The sequence below is a fragment of the Noviherbaspirillum aridicola genome, assembly GCF_019656455.1.
Classification (GTDB): domain Bacteria; phylum Pseudomonadota; class Gammaproteobacteria; order Burkholderiales; family Burkholderiaceae_D; genus Noviherbaspirillum; species Noviherbaspirillum aridicola.
This window is the reverse complement of sequence record NZ_BPMK01000015.1, coordinates 39,189-56,755: the sequence shown is the minus strand read 5'-3', so window position 1 is coordinate 56,755 and position 17,567 is coordinate 39,189. Positions and strand designations below refer to the sequence as shown.

Below are 17,567 nucleotides of genomic sequence, written 5' to 3'. Positions count from 1 at the left end.
TTTATTGTCTGGAGAACACCATGCCTCTCGTATCCATGCGCCAACTGCTCGACCACGCTGCCGAAAACGGCTACGGTCTGCCCGCATTCAACGTCAACAACCTGGAGCAGGTCACTGCGATCATGGAAGCCGCCAATGAAGTCGGCGCGCCGGTGATCATGCAAGCCTCGGCAGGCGCCCGCAAGTACGCCGGCGAAGCCTTCCTGCGCCACCTGATCGAAGCCGCGGTCGAAGCCTATCCGCACATCCCGGTCGTCATGCACCAGGACCACGGCCAGTCGCCGGCGGTCTGCATGGCCGCGATCAAGTCCGGCTTCACCTCCGTCATGATGGACGGCTCGCTGATGGAAGACGGCAAGTCGGTCGCCAGCTACGAGTACAACGTCGAAGTCTCGCGCAAGGTGGTCGAGTTCTCGCACGCGATCGGCGTCACCGTCGAGGCTGAACTCGGCGTGCTCGGCTCGCTCGAGACCATGAAGGGCGACAAGGAAGACGGCCACGGCGCAGAAGGCACGATGACCCGCGAACAGCTGCTGACCGACGTCGGCCAGGCCGCCGACTTCGTCAAGCTGACCCAGTGCGACGCGCTGGCCATCGCGATCGGCACCTCGCACGGCGCCTACAAGTTCTCGCGCAAGCCCACCGGCGACATCCTCGCGATCGAGCGCATCAAGGAAATCCATCAGCGCATCCCCAACACCCACCTGGTGATGCACGGCTCTTCCTCGGTGCCGCAGGAACTGCTGGCCGAGATCCGCGAGTTCGGCGGCGACATGAAGGAAACCTATGGCGTGCCGGTCGAGGAAATCCAGGAAGGCATCAAGCACGGCGTGCGCAAGATCAACATCGACACCGACATCCGCCTGGCGATGACCGGCGCGATCCGCCGCTTCTTCGTCGAGAATCCGTCCAAGTTCGACCCGCGCGAATACCTGAAGCCGGCCCGCGAAGCCGCCAAGAAAGTCGTCAAATCGCGCTTCATCGCTTTCGGCTGCGAAGGCCAGGCCGACAAGATCAAGGCCATCCCGCTCGAAAAGATGGCCGAAAAGTACAAGAAAGGCGAACTCGCCCAGATCGTGCAGTAAAATTACGCGCGTCAAATTGCGCCAACGACCGGCGGTGTGGAGACACCCGCCGGTTTTTAGCTTTTCTGGAATCCCATGAACAACCACAGCCTCTACCAATCCAGCATCCAGTCGCTGCCGCTGCTCGGCCGCGGCAAGGTGCGCGACAACTATGCGGTCGGCGACGACAAGCTCCTGATCGTCACCACCGACCGCCTGTCCGCCTTCGACGTCGTGATGAACGAGCCGATTCCGGGCAAGGGCAAGGTACTCAACCAGATGTCGGATTTCTGGTTCGACAAGCTCAGGGACATCGTGCCCAACCACCTGACCGGCGTCGCGCCCGAGTCCGTCGTGCGTCCCGAGGAGGCTGACCAGGTGCGTGGCAGGGCGGTCGTCGCCAAGCGGCTCAAGCCCATCCTGGTAGAGGCCGTGGTGCGCGGCTACATCATCGGTTCGGGCTGGAAGGATTACCAGGCCACCGGCTCGGTCTGCGGCATTGCGCTGCCGCCCGGCCTGCGTCAGGCCGACAAGCTGGCCGAGCCGCTGTTCACGCCGGCCGCCAAGGCCGATCTCGGCGAACATGACGAGAACATCAGCTTCGCCGACATGGAAAACCGGATCGGCAAGGAACTGGCCGCGAAGATCCGCGACATCAGCATCCGCCTCTACACCACCGCGGCCGACTATGCGGCGACCCGCGGCATCATCATCGCCGACACCAAGTTCGAGTTCGGCCTCGACGACAACGGCGTGCTGCACCTGATGGATGAAGTGCTGACCGCCGATTCGTCCCGCTTCTGGCCGGCCGACTCCTACGCGCCGGGCATGTCGCCGCCGTCGTTCGACAAGCAGTTCGTGCGCGACTACCTCGAGACCCTGAAGGACTGGAACAAGACGCCGCCGGCGCCGCCGCTGCCGGCCGACGTCATCGAAAAGACCGGCGCCAAGTACCGCGAAGCGCTGGAACGCCTGACCGGCCAGACACTGAAGGACTGACATGAGCGAAGCCAAGGCAGCGTCGCCGCTGGTCGGCGTCATCATGGGGTCCTCGTCCGACTGGGACGTGATGCAGCATGCGGTGGCCATGCTCAAGGATTTCGGCGTGCCGTTCGAGGCGCGCGTGATTTCCGCGCACCGCATGCCGGACGAGATGTTCGCCTACGCGTCCAGCGCCCGCAGCCGCGGCCTGCGCGCGATCATCGCCGGCGCCGGCGGCGCGGCCCACCTGCCGGGCATGGTGGCGGCCAAGACCATCGTGCCGGTGCTCGGCGTGCCGGTGCCGTCCAAATATCTGCGCGGCGAAGACTCGCTGCTGTCCATCGTGCAGATGCCCAAGGGCGTGCCGGTGTCCACCTTCGCCATCGGCGAGGCGGGCGCCGCCAATGCCGCACTGACCGCGATCGCCATTCTCGCCACCACCGACGATGCGCTGGCTGCCCGCCTCGACGCCTTCCGCGCGAAGCAGACCCAGGCGGCGTTCGACATGAAGCTTCCCGTATGAGCGATACCAAGGACACGCTGCTGCCTTCCGCCTCCGCCTGGCTGGGCGTCATGGGCGGCGGCCAGCTCGGCCGCATGTTCGTGCATGCCGCGCAAAAGATGGGATTCAGGGTCGCGGTGCTGGAGCCCGCCGCCGATTGTCCCGCCGGCCACGCGGCCGACCTGCTGATCCAGGGCGCCTATGACGACGACGAAGCGCTGGCGCAGCTGGCGCAGCGCTGCGCCGCCGTCACCACCGAGTTCGAAAACGTGCCGGCGCCGAGCCTGGCCTTCCTCGCCGAGCGCTGTTTCGTCGCGCCCGCCGCCGCCTGCGTTTCGGTGGCCCAGGACCGGGTGGAGGAGAAGCGCTTCTTCACCGACTGCGCTTCCGAGTCCGGCGTGCTGCCCGCGCCCTACCGCGTGATCGCGACCGCCGCCGACCTCGACAGTGCGCCCGACGAACTTTTCCCCGGCATCCTGAAAACCGCCCGCCTCGGCTATGACGGCAAGGGCCAGGTCAGGGTGCGCGACCGCGAGCAGGCCAGGGAGGCGCTGGCGGGCATGAACGGGGTGGTCTGCGTGCTCGAGAAAATGCTGCCGCTGGCCTATGAAATCTCGGTGCTGACCGCGCGCGGCGCGGACGGCCGGGCGGTCGTCTATCCGATCGCCGAAAACGTGCATCGCGACGGCATCCTGTTCACCACCACCGTTCCCGGCCCCAACGTGGCGCCGGCCTCGGCGGAACGTGCCCAGCAGGCCGCGCTGACCATCGCCGCACGGATCGGCTATGTCGGCGTGCTCTGCATCGAGTTCTTCGTGCTGCAGGACGGCTCGGTCGTCGTCAACGAGATGGCGCCGCGTCCCCATAACAGCGGCCATTACACCATCGACGCCTGCGTCACCAGCCAGTTCGCGCAGCAGGCGCGCGCGATGGCGCGCCTGCCGCTGGGCGAGGTGCGTCAGCACTCGCCGGCGGTGATGCTCAACATCCTCGGCGATGTCTGGTTCGAGGCCGGCAGCGACACGCCGCGCGAGCCCGCCTGGGACAAGGTGCTGGCGCTGCCCGGCGCCAATCTCCACCTGTACGGCAAGGAAGAGCCGCGCCGCGCGCGCAAGATGGGTCATGTCACCTTCATCGCGCCCACGCTCGAACAGGCGCAGGCGAACATGAGGCAGGCCTGCGCGATACTCGGCATCGACCCCTGAGCATCATGGAAGCCAACGATCCGGTCGTCGCCGCCGCCCGCGCGCTCGAAGCGGGCGAACTCGTCGCCTTCCCGACCGAGACCGTCTACGGTCTCGGCGCCGATGCCGAGAATCCCGACGCCGTGGCCCGTATCTATGCCGCCAAGGGCAGGCCGCAGAATCATCCGGTCATCGTCCACCTCGCGCCCGGCGCCGATCCCGGCTACTGGGCGGACGACATTCCGCCGGAGGCACGCCAGTTGATGCATGCCTTCTGGCCCGGCCCGCTGACGCTCATCCTCAGGCGCGCGTCGCGCATTCCCGCCGCCGTGTCCGGCGGCCAGGACACCATCGGCCTGCGCTGTCCCGCTCACCCGGTCGCGCAGGCGCTGCTGCGCGCCTTCCGGCAGGGCAGCGGTGGCGTGGCGGCGCCGTCGGCCAACCGCTTCGGCCATGTCAGCCCGACCACCGCGCGCCATGTGCGGGATGAATTCGGCGACGGACCGGACGCGCCGGTGCGGCATGTGCTCGACGGCGGCCAGAGCGAGGTCGGCATCGAATCGACCATCCTCGACCTGTCCCGCATGGCCACCCACGGCCCGGTGCTGCTGCGCCCCGGCCGGATCACCGCGTCCGACATCGCGGCCGTGATCGGGCGGCAACCGGCGCTGCCCGATGCCGCCGCGCCGCGCGCCTCGGGCACGCTCGAATCCCACTATGCGCCGGCCGCGCCGGTGGCGCTGCTGCCGGCCGAGACGGTTGCCGAAGTCGTGCGCCGGCTCGCGGCCGCCGGCAAGCGGTCCGCACTGATCCGGCGTACGGTCGCGGCGGGACAGGCGCCGGCTGAATTCGCGATCGCCATGGACGCGCAGGGCTATGCGCATGACCTGTATGCCGCACTGCGCGCGATGGACGCTGTTCACGCCGACATCATCCTGGTGGAAGCGCCGCCCGCCGACGAAGCCTGGCAGGGCGTCAACGACAGGCTGCGGCGCGCCGCGCACGACTCCAACGGCGTGCTCGCCCGGCTGCTGCAGCGCCAGGAAGGCTAGCGGGAAAGTTCAGCGCGGCGTGGTGGCGGCGAACTTCCCGCCATGGAAGACCAGCGCCGACTTCGGCGTCACGCCGCAGCGTTCGACCTCGCCGACGAAGATCACATGATCGCCTTCCGGATACCGGCTGCGGTTATGACATTCGAACCAGGCCGACACCCCTTTCAGGATCGGCAGGCCAGTGTGCGACAGCTCGAAATCCACACCCTCGAACCGGTTCTCGATGCGTTTTGAAAACCGTTCCGCGAGCGCCGCCTGCTCGCCCGACAGCACGTTGATCACATAGTGGGAGTTGCCGCTGAAGACCGGCATGCTGCTCGCGGTCTGCGACAGGCTCCACAGCACCAGCGGCGGATCGAGCGAGACCGAATTGAATGAACTGGCGGTGAGGCCGAGAAAGCTGCCGTCGGCCAGCCGCGTCGTGATGATGGTGACGCCGGTGGCGAACTGGGACAAGGCCTGGCGGAAATGGCGCGAATCGAACTCGGGCGGATCGGCGCCGCGTAACTGTGTGGACATCTGCAACCCGTAAAATTTTGCTCATTATGCCGAAAAAGCGCGCGGGCCGGCGGCGGCGCACCCGAAGTGCGACGCCGCTTAAGCGGTCGGGCATGCCGGCTTGTCGAGACGCAAGCCGCACCGATAGGCAGGCGCGGGCACTTTGCGCTACAGTCATGACAGGCAGCGAACGGAGTTGAACATGGCAATCGAAACAGCGACCCTCGGCGGTGGATGCTTCTGGTGTACCGAAGCCGTCTTTCAGGAATTGCGGGGCGTGACCAGGGTGGAGTCCGGCTATACCGGCGGCAGCGTACCGAACCCGACCTATGAGCAGGTGTGCGAAGGCACCACCGGGCATGCCGAAGTCGTGCGGCTGGAGTTCGACAACGAGGTGGTCAGCTACCGCGAAATCCTCGAGATCTTTTTCACGATCCACGATCCCACCACGCTCAACCGCCAGGGCAACGACGTCGGCACGCAATACCGGTCGGTGATCTATTACCACTCGCCCGAGCAGCACGAGACCGCGAAGCAGGTCATTGCGTGCATGGCGAGCGTCTGGGATGCGCCCATCGTCACCGAACTCAGCCCGGCTCAGGCGTACTACAAGGCCGAGGACTATCACCAGAACTACTTCCGCCAGCATCCGCTGCAGGGCTATTGCGCGTTCGTGGTGGCGCCCAAGGTCGCCAAGTTCCGCAAGACCTACGCCGACAGGCTGAACGCCGCCGGCGCCTGACTCAGTTGGGCGCGTAGATGTAGCGGCGCGACCAGGGCAGGGTGGCGGCATCGGCCCCCGCCCGCCGGCACACCACCTGGTAGATCGACACCCAGTCGTTGGCGAACGCATAGGCGCAGCCCGCCAGGTAGACACGCCAGATGCGGAAGCGCTTCGGATCCACCAGTGTCTTGATATGGTCGGCGCGGGCTTCGAAATTATCGGCCCATGCGGCGCAGGTGCGCGCATAGTGCCGCCTCAGGCTTTCCACGTCCCAGGCTTCGAGACCGCCTTCCTGCATGGCCTTGAGCACGGTGCCGATGTGTTCGAGTTCGCCGTGCGGGAAAACATACTGCCCGATGAAGTCGCCGCCGCCGTAGGGCGTCTGGCCATCGTTGGCGTCGGTGCTGGTGATGCCGTGGTTCATCGCCACCCCGTCGTCGGCCAGCAGCGCGCGCATCCTGGCGAAATACTCCACCAGGTGGCGCGCGCCGACATGCTCGAACATGCCCACGCTGGTGATGCGGTCGAACCGCCCCCTGACGTCGCGGTAGTCCTGCAGCCGGATGTCGACCCGGTCCGCCAGGCCGGCCTTCTCCACCCGCTCGCGCGCCAGCGCGTACTGGTTCTCCGACAGCGTCACGCCGACGCAGCGCGCCCCGTACTTCTGCGCCGCCCGCAAGACGAGCGCGCCCCAGCCGCAGCCGATGTCGAGCAGGGTCTGGCCCGGCTGCAGGCGGATCTTGGTGAGGATGTGATCGATCTTCTTGAGCTGGGCGGTGCCGAGGTCTTCGTCGCCGTTCTCGAAATAGGCGCAGGAGTAGACCATGTTCTCGTCCAGCCAGGCCTGGTAGAAGGCATTGGACACGTCGTAGTGATAGCGGATCGCTTCCTCGTCGCGCTTGCGGGTGTGCGTGACGTTGCGCACGATGCGTCCGAACCTGCCCTCGGGCCGGAGCGAGCGCTGCGCGAGAGCGCTGCCCACCGAGATCACTTCCCTGACCCGCCCCTCGACCTCGATCTTGCCCTCGACATAGGCCTTGCCGAGGTTGGAGAGCGAAGGGGTCAGCAGGTAGGGCAGCGCCGAGCGATCCGGTACCTTGATCGTGACTTCCGGCGTCGATTTCTGGCTGAAGTCAAAGCGCTGCCCGTCCCACAATTCCAGGCGCAAGGGCAGCGCGGAGTGCGCACGCACGGAGTCGACCCAGCTTCCAAGCTTCTTTTCCCAAAACACGATAGTCCCTCCGGAAAGACGGATTGATCGGGTAATGCGATTTCAGCGTGTTGCAGAAAGAACGTCTTACGGTTGCAGTCTTTGGCGCCGCCAGCCGCCGTCGGGATGCCGGCTGTAGGCAATGCGATCATGGAAGCGCGACGGGCGCCCCTGCCAGAATTCGATGTAGTCGGGTACCAGCCGGTAACCGCCCCAGTGCGCCGGCCGGGGCGGCTGCTCGCCGAACTGCGCGGCGACCCTGGCAAAACGGGCTTCGAGCTCGCCGCGGCTTCCGGCCGGTCGGCTCTGGTCGGAGGCCAGGGCGCCCAGCCGGCTGTTGAGCGGACGGCTGTTGAAATACGCGTCGTTCTCCGCGGCCGTGATCTGCTCCACCCGGCCCTCGATGCGCACCTGGCGCTCGAGCTCGCTCCAGAAGAACAGCAGGGCGGCATGTGGATTGGCCTGCAGTTCCTGCCCCTTGCGGCTTTCGTAATTGGTGAAGAAGGTGAACCCGCGCTGGTCGAATTCCTTGATCAGGAGGATGCGCGAGGATGGGCGGCCTTCGGCATTGACGGTCGCCACCGTCATGGCGTTCGGTTCGGGCACCTGGGCGGCCACGGCCTCGGCGAACCACTTGGAAAACTGTTCGACCGGATCCGCGGCCACGTCCTCCTCGGAAAGGCTGGCCCGGCTGTATTCCTTGCGTATATCCGCGATCGACATGTTCTTCCCTGTATTTCCTGCCGTCCCCGGCATTGCTGTTGTTCGTCGCCCCGCCGTCGCTCGGCGGGCGTGCCTTGAAGTATAGAACATACGCCCGCGCCCGCAGCGATTTCCTTGTTCTGAATCAACCGGGCACAGGATCGCCGGCGCCCTTGCCGGACATGCATTTGACGCATCGGCAAGCTGTCGTCCTCTTGCCGCAAAAAAGCGCCGCACGGAAAACTTTGCGCTTGCTCTCCGTTAAAATGCCGGGATGAACGCCATCCTGGAATTTCCGCTTCAGCCCGCTCTCGAGCACGACATCGATTTCGAACGCCGCTTCGGCGGCATCGCGCGCCTGTACGGGGCCGAGGGCCTGGCGCGCCTCCGCGCCGCCCGCGTGTGCGTGGTGGGCGTCGGCGGCGTCGGCTCCTGGATCGTGGAGGCGCTCGCGCGCAGCGCGGTCGGCGCGATCACGATGATCGACCTCGACAATGTCGCCGAGTCCAACGTCAACCGCCAGATCCACGCCCTCACCGACACGCTCGGCAAGGCGAAGGTCAGCGCCATGGCCGAACGCATCGCGCAGATCAATCCCTACTGCCGCGTGACCGAGGTCGAGGATTTCATCACGCCCGACAACCTGGGCGAGATGATCGGCGCCGGCAAGTATGACTACGTCATCGACGCCATCGACAGCGTGCAGGCCAAGGCCGCCCTGATCGCCTATTGCCGCGACAAGTCCATCAGGCTGATCACCATCGGCGGCGCCGGCGGCCAGACCGATCCCACCCGCATCGAAATCCGCGACCTCGCCCGTACCGAGCAGGAACCGCTGCTGGCCAAGGTGCGCAAGGTCCTGCGCCGGCAGTACGGCTTCCCCCGCGGCGAGAAAAGCAAGTTCGGCATCGATGCCGTGTTCTCCACCGAGCCGCTGCGCTTTCCCGAAACCGGGGACAGCTGCGCGGTCGACGCCGGCGTCACCGGCCTCAACTGCGCCGGCTTCGGCTCGGCCATGGTGGTCACCGCCAGTTTCGGCCTGGCGGCCGCCGCCCAGGTGCTGCGCAAGCTCGCCGACGGGCCGTCCGCCTAGCCCGCGTCCGGCATCCGCAGCGCTTCGTCCAGCGAGCGCTGGGCCAGGACCTCGTAGACGGAGCCGGCCGGGGTGGGCCGCGAACGCACCAGCGTCACCAGAGAGGCCCGCCAGACGATCGGCGAGAACGTCATGTCCACCGGCATCGATGCATCCCTTGCCAGGGTCACGTGGGGTTTGAACTGCTGCCGTTCGCGTTCGATGCCGTGATGGGCGAGGGCCTGCCCGAGTTCTTCATGCAGGGCCAGCAAGTCCGGCGGAGACGCATGCGCGCCCACCCATGCGATCCGGTTGCGCGCGAAATACCCCACCTTGTCGAGCCTGAGCTCGATCGCCGGCGACTGCAGCCGCGCTAGAATGTCCTTGCAGGCTTCCGCCACGCCCTGCGGTTGCGGGCCGAGAAAGGCGAGCGTCAGATGCAGGTTCTCGTAGGGCACCTTTCTTCCAGCCAGCGGCAGTTGCAGTTGCGTCAGCGCATTGCGCGTCGTGTCGTCCGGCCAGAGCGCGAGGAACAGCCGCATGTTTTCGGAGGATGTGGTGCTCATGAGTCTTCCATTGCAAAGGGTGCAAAGAGTGGGCTTCAGTGGCAGGGCGCGGCGCCGCGGTCGCGCTCGCCGTCCGCGTCGACCGGCAGGAATTCCCATTCATACCCGCCGTCCTTGAGTACCAGTTTGAGCACACCCAGCGAGAGATTGTTGCGGTATTCGCTGTTCGGTTTCGGAAAGCGGACCGGCGTCAGCGTGGCGCCGCCGGTGCCGACCACGAACTGCCGCATGCCGCGCGCGTCGTCGCGCCTGCCCGCACTGTCCTGCGGCGCGAAGCGCTCATAGTCATGATCGTGCGCGGACAGTACCAGTTCCGCGCCGGCCTCGTGCAGGATGCGCCAGGCTTCCTGCATGCGCTTGTCGCTGCCGTGGCCGCCGGAGCTGTACACCGGGTGATGCCAGAAGGCGAGCGTGCAGCGGGCTGGATTGGCTTCCAGCTCCGCCTTCAGCCATGCCAGCTGCTTCGCATGGTCTTCCGGCTTGAGATAGCTGTTCATCGCGATCAGCAGCCAGTTGCCCGCGCGCAGGCTGTAATAGCCGCGCTGCGGCGGGCCGGCGCGTTCCCCGAAATAGCTGTAGTAGCCGGCGGCGTGCGGACTGTAGTATTCGTGGTTGCCCGGCACCGGCCAGGTGCGGGACTTGAAGCGGCCCCACGTCGGCTCATAGCAGTCCCGGAATTCCGCCGGCAAGCCCACCGGGTAGGTATGGTCGCCCAAGCCGAGCACCAGCGCGTTCGGGTCGGCCTCCAGCAGCGGCGCCATCAGCGCCGCGGTCTTCGCCGCGCCGCTTGCCGCCGGGGTTGCCTTTCTGCAGTCGGCAATGTCGCCCGCCGCGAAGACGCTCACGCCCGTCCCCTTGAGAAACACGTCCTGCGCCGGCGCTTCCTGCTGCCTGCTTTCCGACACGCAGCCGGCCAGGGACAGGACAAGTATCGAAACGCGAAGAATGGCCATGCGGGCACCGTTGAGAGCGAAAAGCCGCATTGTAGGCGATGGACCGGCCGGAGAACCAAGGCCGGGACGCCGTCTCTAATTTTGACGACGACTCAGACGGGGGTGAATGTCATGGCCAGCAAGGAGGAATGCGACCGCTACGCCGCGCAGCTTGCGCAGCGTTTCGAGGAATACACGAAATGGGCCATCGCAAACTGGCCGAACAAGGATTTTCCGTTGCTGGCTTCGGATTTCGACCGCTCGCGGGAGGAGCTGTCCGACATACTCGGACCAAAGCTGGCCGCAGGGGAAACCCGGCGGCCCGACCAGGACGGCGATGCCGGCGGCGGGCAGTACCGTGACGTCGCGCCCATGCCCTGGCCCTGAATGAGGTCCGGCTAATCCTTCTTCTGCGCCTTGCCCTGCAGGCGCAGCAGCAGCAGGTCGTAGGCGACGCTGGCCTGGTACTCCGCGCGTGCCTTCTGGTACGACAGCGCCGCCAGTTCAATCAGCGAAGTCAGCTCTTCATCGGTCAGCCTGTCGCCGACCGCCGCAAGGCGCCGCGCGAGTTCGCGCGTAACGCTGGACCAGGAGGTGTCGAGATTGACCTCGCTCATCCTGATCATTTTCATGATCCCGCTCTCTGTCACGGCTTGTCCTTTTTGAAAGATGGTTACACCGTATTTGGCCGCAAGCAGCGGGAGTCGCCGTTGAGTCGGCGCAAAGGCGCGCGCGTCCCGTATTGCGCCGGCCCGCCGCCGCAGCGCGGGGAGGTCGTGCGAAGCGAAATTCGGGCAGGGAGCAATGAAACAGGGCAATGCAGAGGGCATCCGTTTCGCCCGGTTCGCGGTAATGCCGGGCAACGAAGGCAGTGGCGGCGTTCCCGTGCGACAGGTGCAGGTCAATCGTCTGCGGCGGACATGGGCTTGCGGCCAGGACCGGCGCAAAGTTTCTCCAGCTCTTCCTCGGCGCGGCGGCGCGCGGCGACCTCCGATTGCAGTTGCTCGATGAGTCTGTTCAGTTCGTCGGTGCGCTCCCGCACGCGCGATTCAAGCTCGTCATAGGCCCGGCGCAATGCCGACGCCGCGCGCTTGCGTTCGCTCAGATCCAGCACGAACGCCACGCCCTGCCTCGGCGAATCCGCGAACGCGGCACCGCCGACGAGGACCGGCACCCGGCTGCCGTCCCGGCGCAGCAACTCCTTTTCGTAGGGCGCGAATACGCCGGTTTCCTGCACCTCGGTCATGGCCGCGTCGTCGGTACTCCGGTATTCCGGCGGCGTGATGTCGGTCCATCGCATCGCGCACAACTGCTGCCTCGAATATCCGAGCAACTGCGCAAGCGCACCGTTGGCCTCGGTAATGCCCGTGGCGACGTCCCAGAAGCAGACGCCGATGATGTTGGCGTCCGCCAGGCGGCGCGTCTTCGCTCTCTCGGCCAGCAGGTCGTCATAAAGCCGGGCATTCTCCAGAGAGATCGCGGCCTGTGATGCCAGCAGTTTGAGTACCGTGACGGATTCCGGAATGAATGCATGGGACACGTCTTCATTCTCCAGATACAGCAATCCGATCAGGAGGTTCCGCCTCAGGATGGGAAGGCAGAGCGCGGACTTGGGACGGCGCGTGGAAAAGTAGGGATCGGATGAAAACGGAGACGGGACGCCGGTATCGGTCAGCAGGAGCGGTTCGTGGCTGTGCATCACATAATTGAGCACGCCGACGGGCAAGAGTGCGGTGGCGTCGCGCATGTCGTCGTACACATGCACCCGCACCGTGGCGAGGTCGACATTCGCTTCGGCGGCGAGATGCAGCGTCTGTTTCTTCGACAGGAGCAGATACCCCTTCTGCGCTCCCGCATGCTCCATCATGATGCGCAGGAGTGTATCGACCAGTTCATGGAGTACGATCTCGCCCGAGATCGCCTGCGCCGCCTTGGCGACCGTCATGGCGTCGAACTGGACGGCCGTTCCCTCGAGGGGAGTCGCTTCGGACTGGTCGGGGATGATGCGAAGCGGCGCATAGCGTGCCTCCAGTTGCCTGACCTTGCCATCGGCTCTCCAGCATGCGAAGCGATGATGCGCCTCCCTCCAGTGCGCTCTTGCCGCCGTGGTGCAGCCGCGGTCGAGGTAGAAGGCAGCCGCAAGTTCATGCGCGATGGCCTCGTTGTGGATCAGGCGGTTCGTGCGGGCGGACTCGATCGCCTGCTCGTACAGTCGCACCGCATCGAATTCCCGGCCTTCGATGCGCGCCGCTTCCGCCGCCACCAGCGCCCTGCGGTTCTCGAAATTGTCGGCGCAGCATTGCGACCAGGTCTCGAGCTGTTTCAGGTGACGGTGGATTGCATCGAGATGCTGCTGCCGCTGTTCGCTGCCGGCGCCGTTCCAGGCGCCCGCGTGGGAGAGCGCCGAATAATAGTGAAACTCCGCGCTTTCGAGGAAACTTTGCGAACACCAGAGAAGCGCGCCCGCGATGCCCGCGGCATGCAGGGCGGCCGCGTAGTCATGCTCCAGGAAGCAGGCCTGCAGCTTGCGCACCCAGTACCAGCAGGCGGGCATCACAAGCTGCTCATTGCCTTCCAACAGCTGCTCGAAATCCTGTGCGTCGAATGGCTCGTCGGTGACTGCGCTGAAGTCGGGCGCAAGGCCGCGCAGCCTGCGGATCATGGCGAGCTGGCCCTGAAGAATGAGCACGTTGTAGTCGAAGCGCACCGACCTGGCGAAGGCCACGCCGCGCTCGGCCTCGTGCTGGACCTTGTCGAGTGGCTCTCCTGTGGCCAGTTGCAGGGTCACGAGATTGCTGTCGCAGAAAGAATAAAAGCGGAAGTCGCCCGATTCCCGCCCGGCGTCGGCGGCGAGCCGAATCCATTCGAAGCCGTCGTGCATGTCGCGGCCCCACGGGATGATGAGCGTTGCGTAGCACAGAAAAACGCGCGCCTTGAAGAGCACCAGCCCGCGCCGTTCCACGAGGTCGACGCTGAGTTCGCCGAACTCGTAACCGGCCCGGTAGTCGCCGAAGCGCGGTCCCATGAACGTCGTCATCAGCACATATGCGAAACAGGAACCGTCGCAGTTTCCGTGCCTGATGCTGAGGTTGACCATGCGAAGGGACGTCGCGGCGGCCAGGTTCGGCGTCGACATCGTCATCGGCAGCAGCTCGGTCAGGACTTCCATCGTCGCCTGCTGGTCCGGATCGGCGAGCAGCGGCAGATGAACCAGGTCGCTGATGCGCCGGTTGCGCATCTGCTCGCGCAGCAACGCATACTCGCTGGCGACCTCCGCATCGGAGGGGCGCGCCGACCACTCGATGCCGAGCTGCCCGAGATAGGTCAGGCATGCCTGGACCGCGCTGTCGAGGCGGCCGTGCGCGGTATGGAAGGCGACCCAGAGGCGTGTGACGGCGGCGCGGTCGGACAGGCGCGCCGCCTTCTCCGACAGCACGGCGAGCTGCGATTGCAGCGTGTCTGTCTTGCCGGTTATCAGCGCGCACTCCGCCCGGTTGAGCGCCAGCTCGAAGGCCAGCGAATAGTGCCGCGCCCACGACCCGGCCGGCAGGATCGCCGCGCCATGTTCGAAGTAGGCCAGCGCCGCTTCATATGCGGTGGAGCGCCTGGCACGCTTGCCGGCCTCGAGATTCAGGAGGGCGACACGCTTGCGCTCCTCACGCGACTCGACGAGCATCAATGCGCGGTTGAACTGGTTCACCAGGTCGAAAACCTGATCCTTCTGCTCTGCGCCGGGCAGACCGTTGAATAGCCGCCGGGCGATGCCGAGGTGAATGCGTGCGTGCTCCTCGTCGGGCACGAGGCTGGCCGCTGCTTCCTGAAATCTGTCGTGATGAAACGTGTAAGTGCTCCCGCTTGCGGATACCAGGCCGAGGCGGATCGCTTCTTCCAAAGCGGCCTGCGTGTCCTCCTCGGACTGGTCGCAGGCCAGCGCCAGCTTCCGAAGGCTGGCCTGGCTACCCAGCAGGGCGAGACGATTCAGGGCTGTCCGCGTGGGCGCGGCGAGGCAGCCCAACCTGAGGGCCAGGAGTTCGACCACGTTGTCGGTAAAACCCCTGGCGCGGATTCCCCCGATATCCCAGTCCCATGTCGCGGTGCCCGGCTCGAAGCTGAGCAGACCCTCGTCGTCCAGCGCGCGGATGAACTGGATGGCGAAGAACGGGTTGCCGGCGGTCTTTTCATGCACCAGGGCGGCGAGGGGGCGGATGAGTTCGGCATCGTCGCAGCGCAAGCCGTCGGCGATGAGATCGCCCATGTCCTTCGATGTAAGCGGCGCAAGCTCGATGTTGAGAAACCTTGTTTCCGCGCGCCGGATGGCCTCCAGCGTGACCGTGAGCGCATGCAGCGGCCCCACTTCATTGCTGCGGTAGGTGCCGGCGAGAAGAAGGTAGTCGACTTCCGGCTCGACCAGGAGCGATTCGAGAAGGCTGAGCGTGATGGCGTCCGCCCACTGCAGATCGTCCAGGCACAGGACCAGCGGATGGCTCTTGCCTGCGAAAGCACCGATGAAGTGCCGGAACACATGGAGGAGCCGGTGATGTGCCTCCGTCGGGGGCAGCGCGGGAGGGGGGTGCTGCGGTCCGATCACGTGTTCGAGCTGGGGAATGATGTCGATGATGAGCTGGCCGTTCCCGCCGACGGCGTGCAGGATGCTCTCGCTCCAGGCGGCGACCCTCGCCTGGCTCTCCGCGAGGATTTTCTGTACCAGCTCCCGGAAGGCGCTCGCCAGGGGCGCGAAGGGGACGTGCTGCTGATGAGTCTCGCATTTCCCGAAGAGATAAATGCCGCCGTCCTGCAGGACGGATTCGCGCAGCTGCATCATGAGCGTCGATTTCCCCGCGCCGGAATAGCCGGACACGAGCAGCAGCGAGGTATTCCCTTTCTGCTTCATGCTGCCGTACGCATCCTTGAGCAGTGCCGTTTCGCGCTCGCGCCCGTACAGCCCCGCGGGGAACTGGAAGCGCCGCGAGGCATCGCCGGAACCGAGGGCGAAGAGAGGAATCCGCGCCCACGTCTGCCATTGCTTCTCGCACCGTGCGAGATCGGCCAGGAGTGCCTTCGCGCTCTGATACCGGTCTTCCGGCATCTTCTCCAGCAGCTTCATGACAATGCCCGAAAGCGCCGGCGGAATGTCGGGGCACAAGGCATGCGGAGGGATCGGAACGCGCGCCACGTGGCAGTGCGACCATTCAAGCGGATCGGCGGCCCGGAAGGGCAGCTGGCCGGTCAACATCCGGTACATCATCACGCCAAGCGAATAGAAATCCGTCCGGTGGTCGACCGCGCGATGCATCCTGCCGGTCTGCTCGGGCGATGCATACGCCCAGTCGCACGGCGGCGCGTTCTTGTCGGCGTGCGTGCCCGGTTCGTCGGACACGGCGAGGCTGACGTCCAGCAGGACCAGAGTTCCGTTCTCCCTGACGAGCAGATTGGCGGGGCGGAAGTCGCGATGAACGACGTGTGCGGCGTGAAGGCCGCCGAGAACGGCGGCCAGCTGGCACGCCATATTCAATGCCAGCGATGTCTGCAGGCGTTCCTGGCCAAGTACCGACTCGAGCGGTGTGCCCTCCAGGGGATCGAGCACCATCAGGATGCGGTCCGCCTGCTTTGCCATCGTGCGCGGCTTGGCCACGCCGGGAAGGTCCAGCTTCTTCAGGGTTTCAAATTCCCGCAGCGGATGCGGGGCAAGCGTGCTGTCGCCGTACAGCTTGACCAGGACCTCCGCGTGGTCCGCAAGGGAGTTCGCGCGATAGAGCTGCGACCCTGTGGTGACGCAGACGCGATCCAGCAAATGAAAAGGCTCATTCATGGTTGCCGTCCAATCAATGAGACACTTGCACGTGGGTGACTGCTTACACGCGAAGCAGCGCTGGCGAAGCTATCGGTAGCCCAGATACGACCTGCTTGTAGTTTCGCTGAGATTACTTCAAGCAATGCGCTTTGGCAAACCCACCGGCCCGCAGTTTCTGTTTACGGTGCGGTGCGAAGTACTTACTCTCGCACACGCCGTCCGGCGCGCCGGGCGCGTGCATGACTGGCTACGCTTTCCAAAGCATGAGGTGCCGTTCGCTTTCGGCATCAGCGCGCGCATAAGGAAATGCGGAATCATTCGTTCTCCGCGCCATATCGATTCATTAAGCTCATCGTCATGACAACAACGCATAAGCATCATGACGACCCTGGCCGTTCCCCTGCCTTCAGCTGAAGCGATTCCGGCGCCTGGACAAGCCCTGGAGATCCGTCCGCTCGACGCGCCGCTCGGTGCCGAAGTGATCGGCCTCGATCTCGCGGCGCCGCTCTCCGCCCGGGATTTCGCCCGCATCCACCGGGCGCATCTCGACCATCATGTGCTGGTGTTCCGCGACCAGCGCATCACCCCCCAGCAGCAGATCGATTTCAGCCGCCGCTTCGGTCCGCTGCAGATCCATGTGCTGCACCAGTTTCAGCTTCCCGGCCACCCGGAGATTCTGATCGTCTCCAACATCCGGGAGAACGGCCAGCCGATCGGCCTCGGCGACGCCGGCGTGTACTGGCATTCCGATCTGTCCTACGTCGACAAGCCGAGCCTGGGCTCCATGCTGCATGCGCAGGAACTGCCGGCGACCGGCGGCGACACGCTGTTTGCAAACATGCACCTGGCCTGGGACACGCTGCCCGATCACCTGAAGAAACAGGTCGGGTCGCTCAGGGCGGAACACAGCTATCTGTGCAAGTACGAAGCCCTGCGCGAACGCAGCCCGTGGCGACCCAAGCTCAGCCAGGAGCAGGTGGACAAGGTCAGGCCGGTGGTGCATCCGGTGGTGCGCATCCATCCAGAGACCGGACGCCCCGCCCTGTTCGTGAGCGAGCATTTCACCACCCGCATCGTCGGCCTGCCGGAGGATGAAAGCCGCGACCTGCTGCAGCAGCTGTTCGAGCACAGCACGCGTCCGGAGCATGTCTATCGCCATGTCTGGCAACCGCATGACATGGTGTTCTGGGACAACCGCTCGCTGATGCACCTGGCCACCGGGTGCCCGGACGATCAGTGCCGCAAGCTCTACCGCACCACCATCGAGGGCGACACGCCTTACTGATTCA

General features: G+C 65.5%; 16 protein-coding genes. 9 read left to right on the top strand and 7 right to left on the bottom strand.

Going from position 1 to position 17,567, the window contains the following annotated elements:
- Positions 1-20: 20 nt before the first annotated feature.
- The 5 genes from fba (at position 21) to NCCP691_RS16280 (ending at position 4,783) form a co-directional block, all read left to right on the top strand.
- Positions 21-1,085 (top strand): class II fructose-bisphosphate aldolase, encoded by a 1,065-nt coding sequence (gene fba / locus NCCP691_RS16300; protein WP_220809620.1) that lies wholly within the window; start codon positions 21-23, stop codon positions 1,083-1,085.
- Between the two features lie 75 nt (positions 1,086-1,160).
- Entirely contained in the window at positions 1,161-2,063 is a 903-nt protein-coding gene (locus tag NCCP691_RS16295) for a phosphoribosylaminoimidazolesuccinocarboxamide synthase (RefSeq protein WP_220809619.1), read from the top strand.
- A gap of 1 nt (position 2,064) precedes the next feature.
- The gene (gene purE / locus NCCP691_RS16290) at positions 2,065-2,568 is read left to right on the top strand and encodes a 5-(carboxyamino)imidazole ribonucleotide mutase (RefSeq protein ID WP_220809618.1); all 504 of its coding nucleotides are present in this window, start codon (positions 2,065-2,067) and stop codon (positions 2,566-2,568) included.
- Positions 2,565-3,752, top strand: a complete 1,188-nt coding sequence (locus NCCP691_RS16285; protein ID WP_220809617.1) for a 5-(carboxyamino)imidazole ribonucleotide synthase — start codon at positions 2,565-2,567, stop codon at positions 3,750-3,752. The genes purE and NCCP691_RS16285 overlap by 4 nt, the downstream gene beginning before the upstream one ends.
- Before the next feature lie 5 nt (positions 3,753-3,757).
- Positions 3,758-4,783, top strand: a complete 1,026-nt coding sequence (locus tag NCCP691_RS16280; RefSeq protein WP_220809616.1) for an L-threonylcarbamoyladenylate synthase — start codon at positions 3,758-3,760, stop codon at positions 4,781-4,783.
- A gap of 9 nt (positions 4,784-4,792) precedes the next feature.
- Here NCCP691_RS16280 and NCCP691_RS16275 read toward each other — a convergent pair whose 3' ends face one another.
- Entirely contained in the window at positions 4,793-5,302 is a 510-nt protein-coding gene (locus tag NCCP691_RS16275; protein ID WP_220809615.1) for a flavin reductase family protein, read from the bottom strand.
- A gap of 181 nt (positions 5,303-5,483) precedes the next feature.
- Here NCCP691_RS16275 and msrA point away from each other — a divergent pair, with 181 nt between their 5' ends.
- Positions 5,484-6,023, top strand: a complete 540-nt coding sequence (gene msrA / locus NCCP691_RS16270) for a peptide-methionine (S)-S-oxide reductase MsrA (RefSeq protein ID WP_220809614.1) — start codon at positions 5,484-5,486, stop codon at positions 6,021-6,023.
- Position 6,024: 1 nt separating this feature from the next.
- Here msrA and NCCP691_RS16265 read toward each other — a convergent pair whose 3' ends face one another.
- Together NCCP691_RS16265 and pdxH are read right to left on the bottom strand one after the other, a co-directional pair.
- A complete protein-coding gene (locus NCCP691_RS16265) occupies positions 6,025-7,236 on the bottom strand; it encodes a class I SAM-dependent methyltransferase (protein ID WP_220809613.1) in 1,212 nt (403 codons plus the stop codon).
- Between the two features lie 66 nt (positions 7,237-7,302).
- On the bottom strand, positions 7,303-7,938 hold the full coding sequence (pdxH, locus tag NCCP691_RS16260) for a pyridoxamine 5'-phosphate oxidase (RefSeq protein ID WP_220809612.1): 636 nt from the start codon (positions 7,936-7,938) through the stop codon (positions 7,303-7,305).
- 253 nt (positions 7,939-8,191) lie between these two features.
- On the opposite strand from pdxH, the gene tcdA reads away from it, so the two are divergent.
- Entirely contained in the window at positions 8,192-9,010 is an 819-nt protein-coding gene (tcdA, locus tag NCCP691_RS16255) for a tRNA cyclic N6-threonylcarbamoyladenosine(37) synthase TcdA (protein ID WP_220809611.1), read from the top strand.
- On the opposite strand, the gene thpR is transcribed toward tcdA, so the two are convergent.
- Entirely contained in the window at positions 9,007-9,555 is a 549-nt protein-coding gene (gene thpR, locus NCCP691_RS16250; RefSeq protein ID WP_220809610.1) for an RNA 2',3'-cyclic phosphodiesterase, read from the bottom strand. The two genes, tcdA and thpR, sit on opposite strands and share 4 nt — an antisense overlap.
- Positions 9,556-9,590: 35 nt before the next feature.
- Positions 9,591-10,508, bottom strand: a complete 918-nt coding sequence (locus NCCP691_RS16245; RefSeq protein ID WP_238482469.1) for a metallophosphoesterase family protein — start codon at positions 10,506-10,508, stop codon at positions 9,591-9,593.
- 111 nt (positions 10,509-10,619) lie between these two features.
- On the opposite strand from NCCP691_RS16245, the gene NCCP691_RS16240 reads away from it, so the two are divergent.
- Complete coding sequence (locus tag NCCP691_RS16240) at positions 10,620-10,874, top strand: hypothetical protein (protein WP_220809608.1); 255 nt, start codon at positions 10,620-10,622, stop codon at positions 10,872-10,874.
- Between the two features lie 11 nt (positions 10,875-10,885).
- Here the strand turns inward: NCCP691_RS16240 and NCCP691_RS16235 are convergent, their stop codons facing one another.
- Complete coding sequence (locus tag NCCP691_RS16235; protein ID WP_220809607.1) at positions 10,886-11,119, bottom strand: hypothetical protein; 234 nt, start codon at positions 11,117-11,119, stop codon at positions 10,886-10,888.
- Between the two features lie 269 nt (positions 11,120-11,388).
- Positions 11,389-16,296: an AAA family ATPase gene (locus NCCP691_RS16230; protein WP_220809606.1), complete on the bottom strand. Its 4,908-nt coding sequence runs from the start codon at positions 16,294-16,296 to the stop codon at positions 11,389-11,391.
- A gap of 361 nt (positions 16,297-16,657) precedes the next feature.
- Between NCCP691_RS16230 and NCCP691_RS16225 the strand changes: the two genes are divergently transcribed.
- Positions 16,658-17,563, top strand: coding sequence for a TauD/TfdA dioxygenase family protein (locus tag NCCP691_RS16225; protein ID WP_220809605.1), 906 nt, complete (start codon positions 16,658-16,660; stop codon positions 17,561-17,563).
- Positions 17,564-17,567 lie beyond the last annotated feature (4 nt).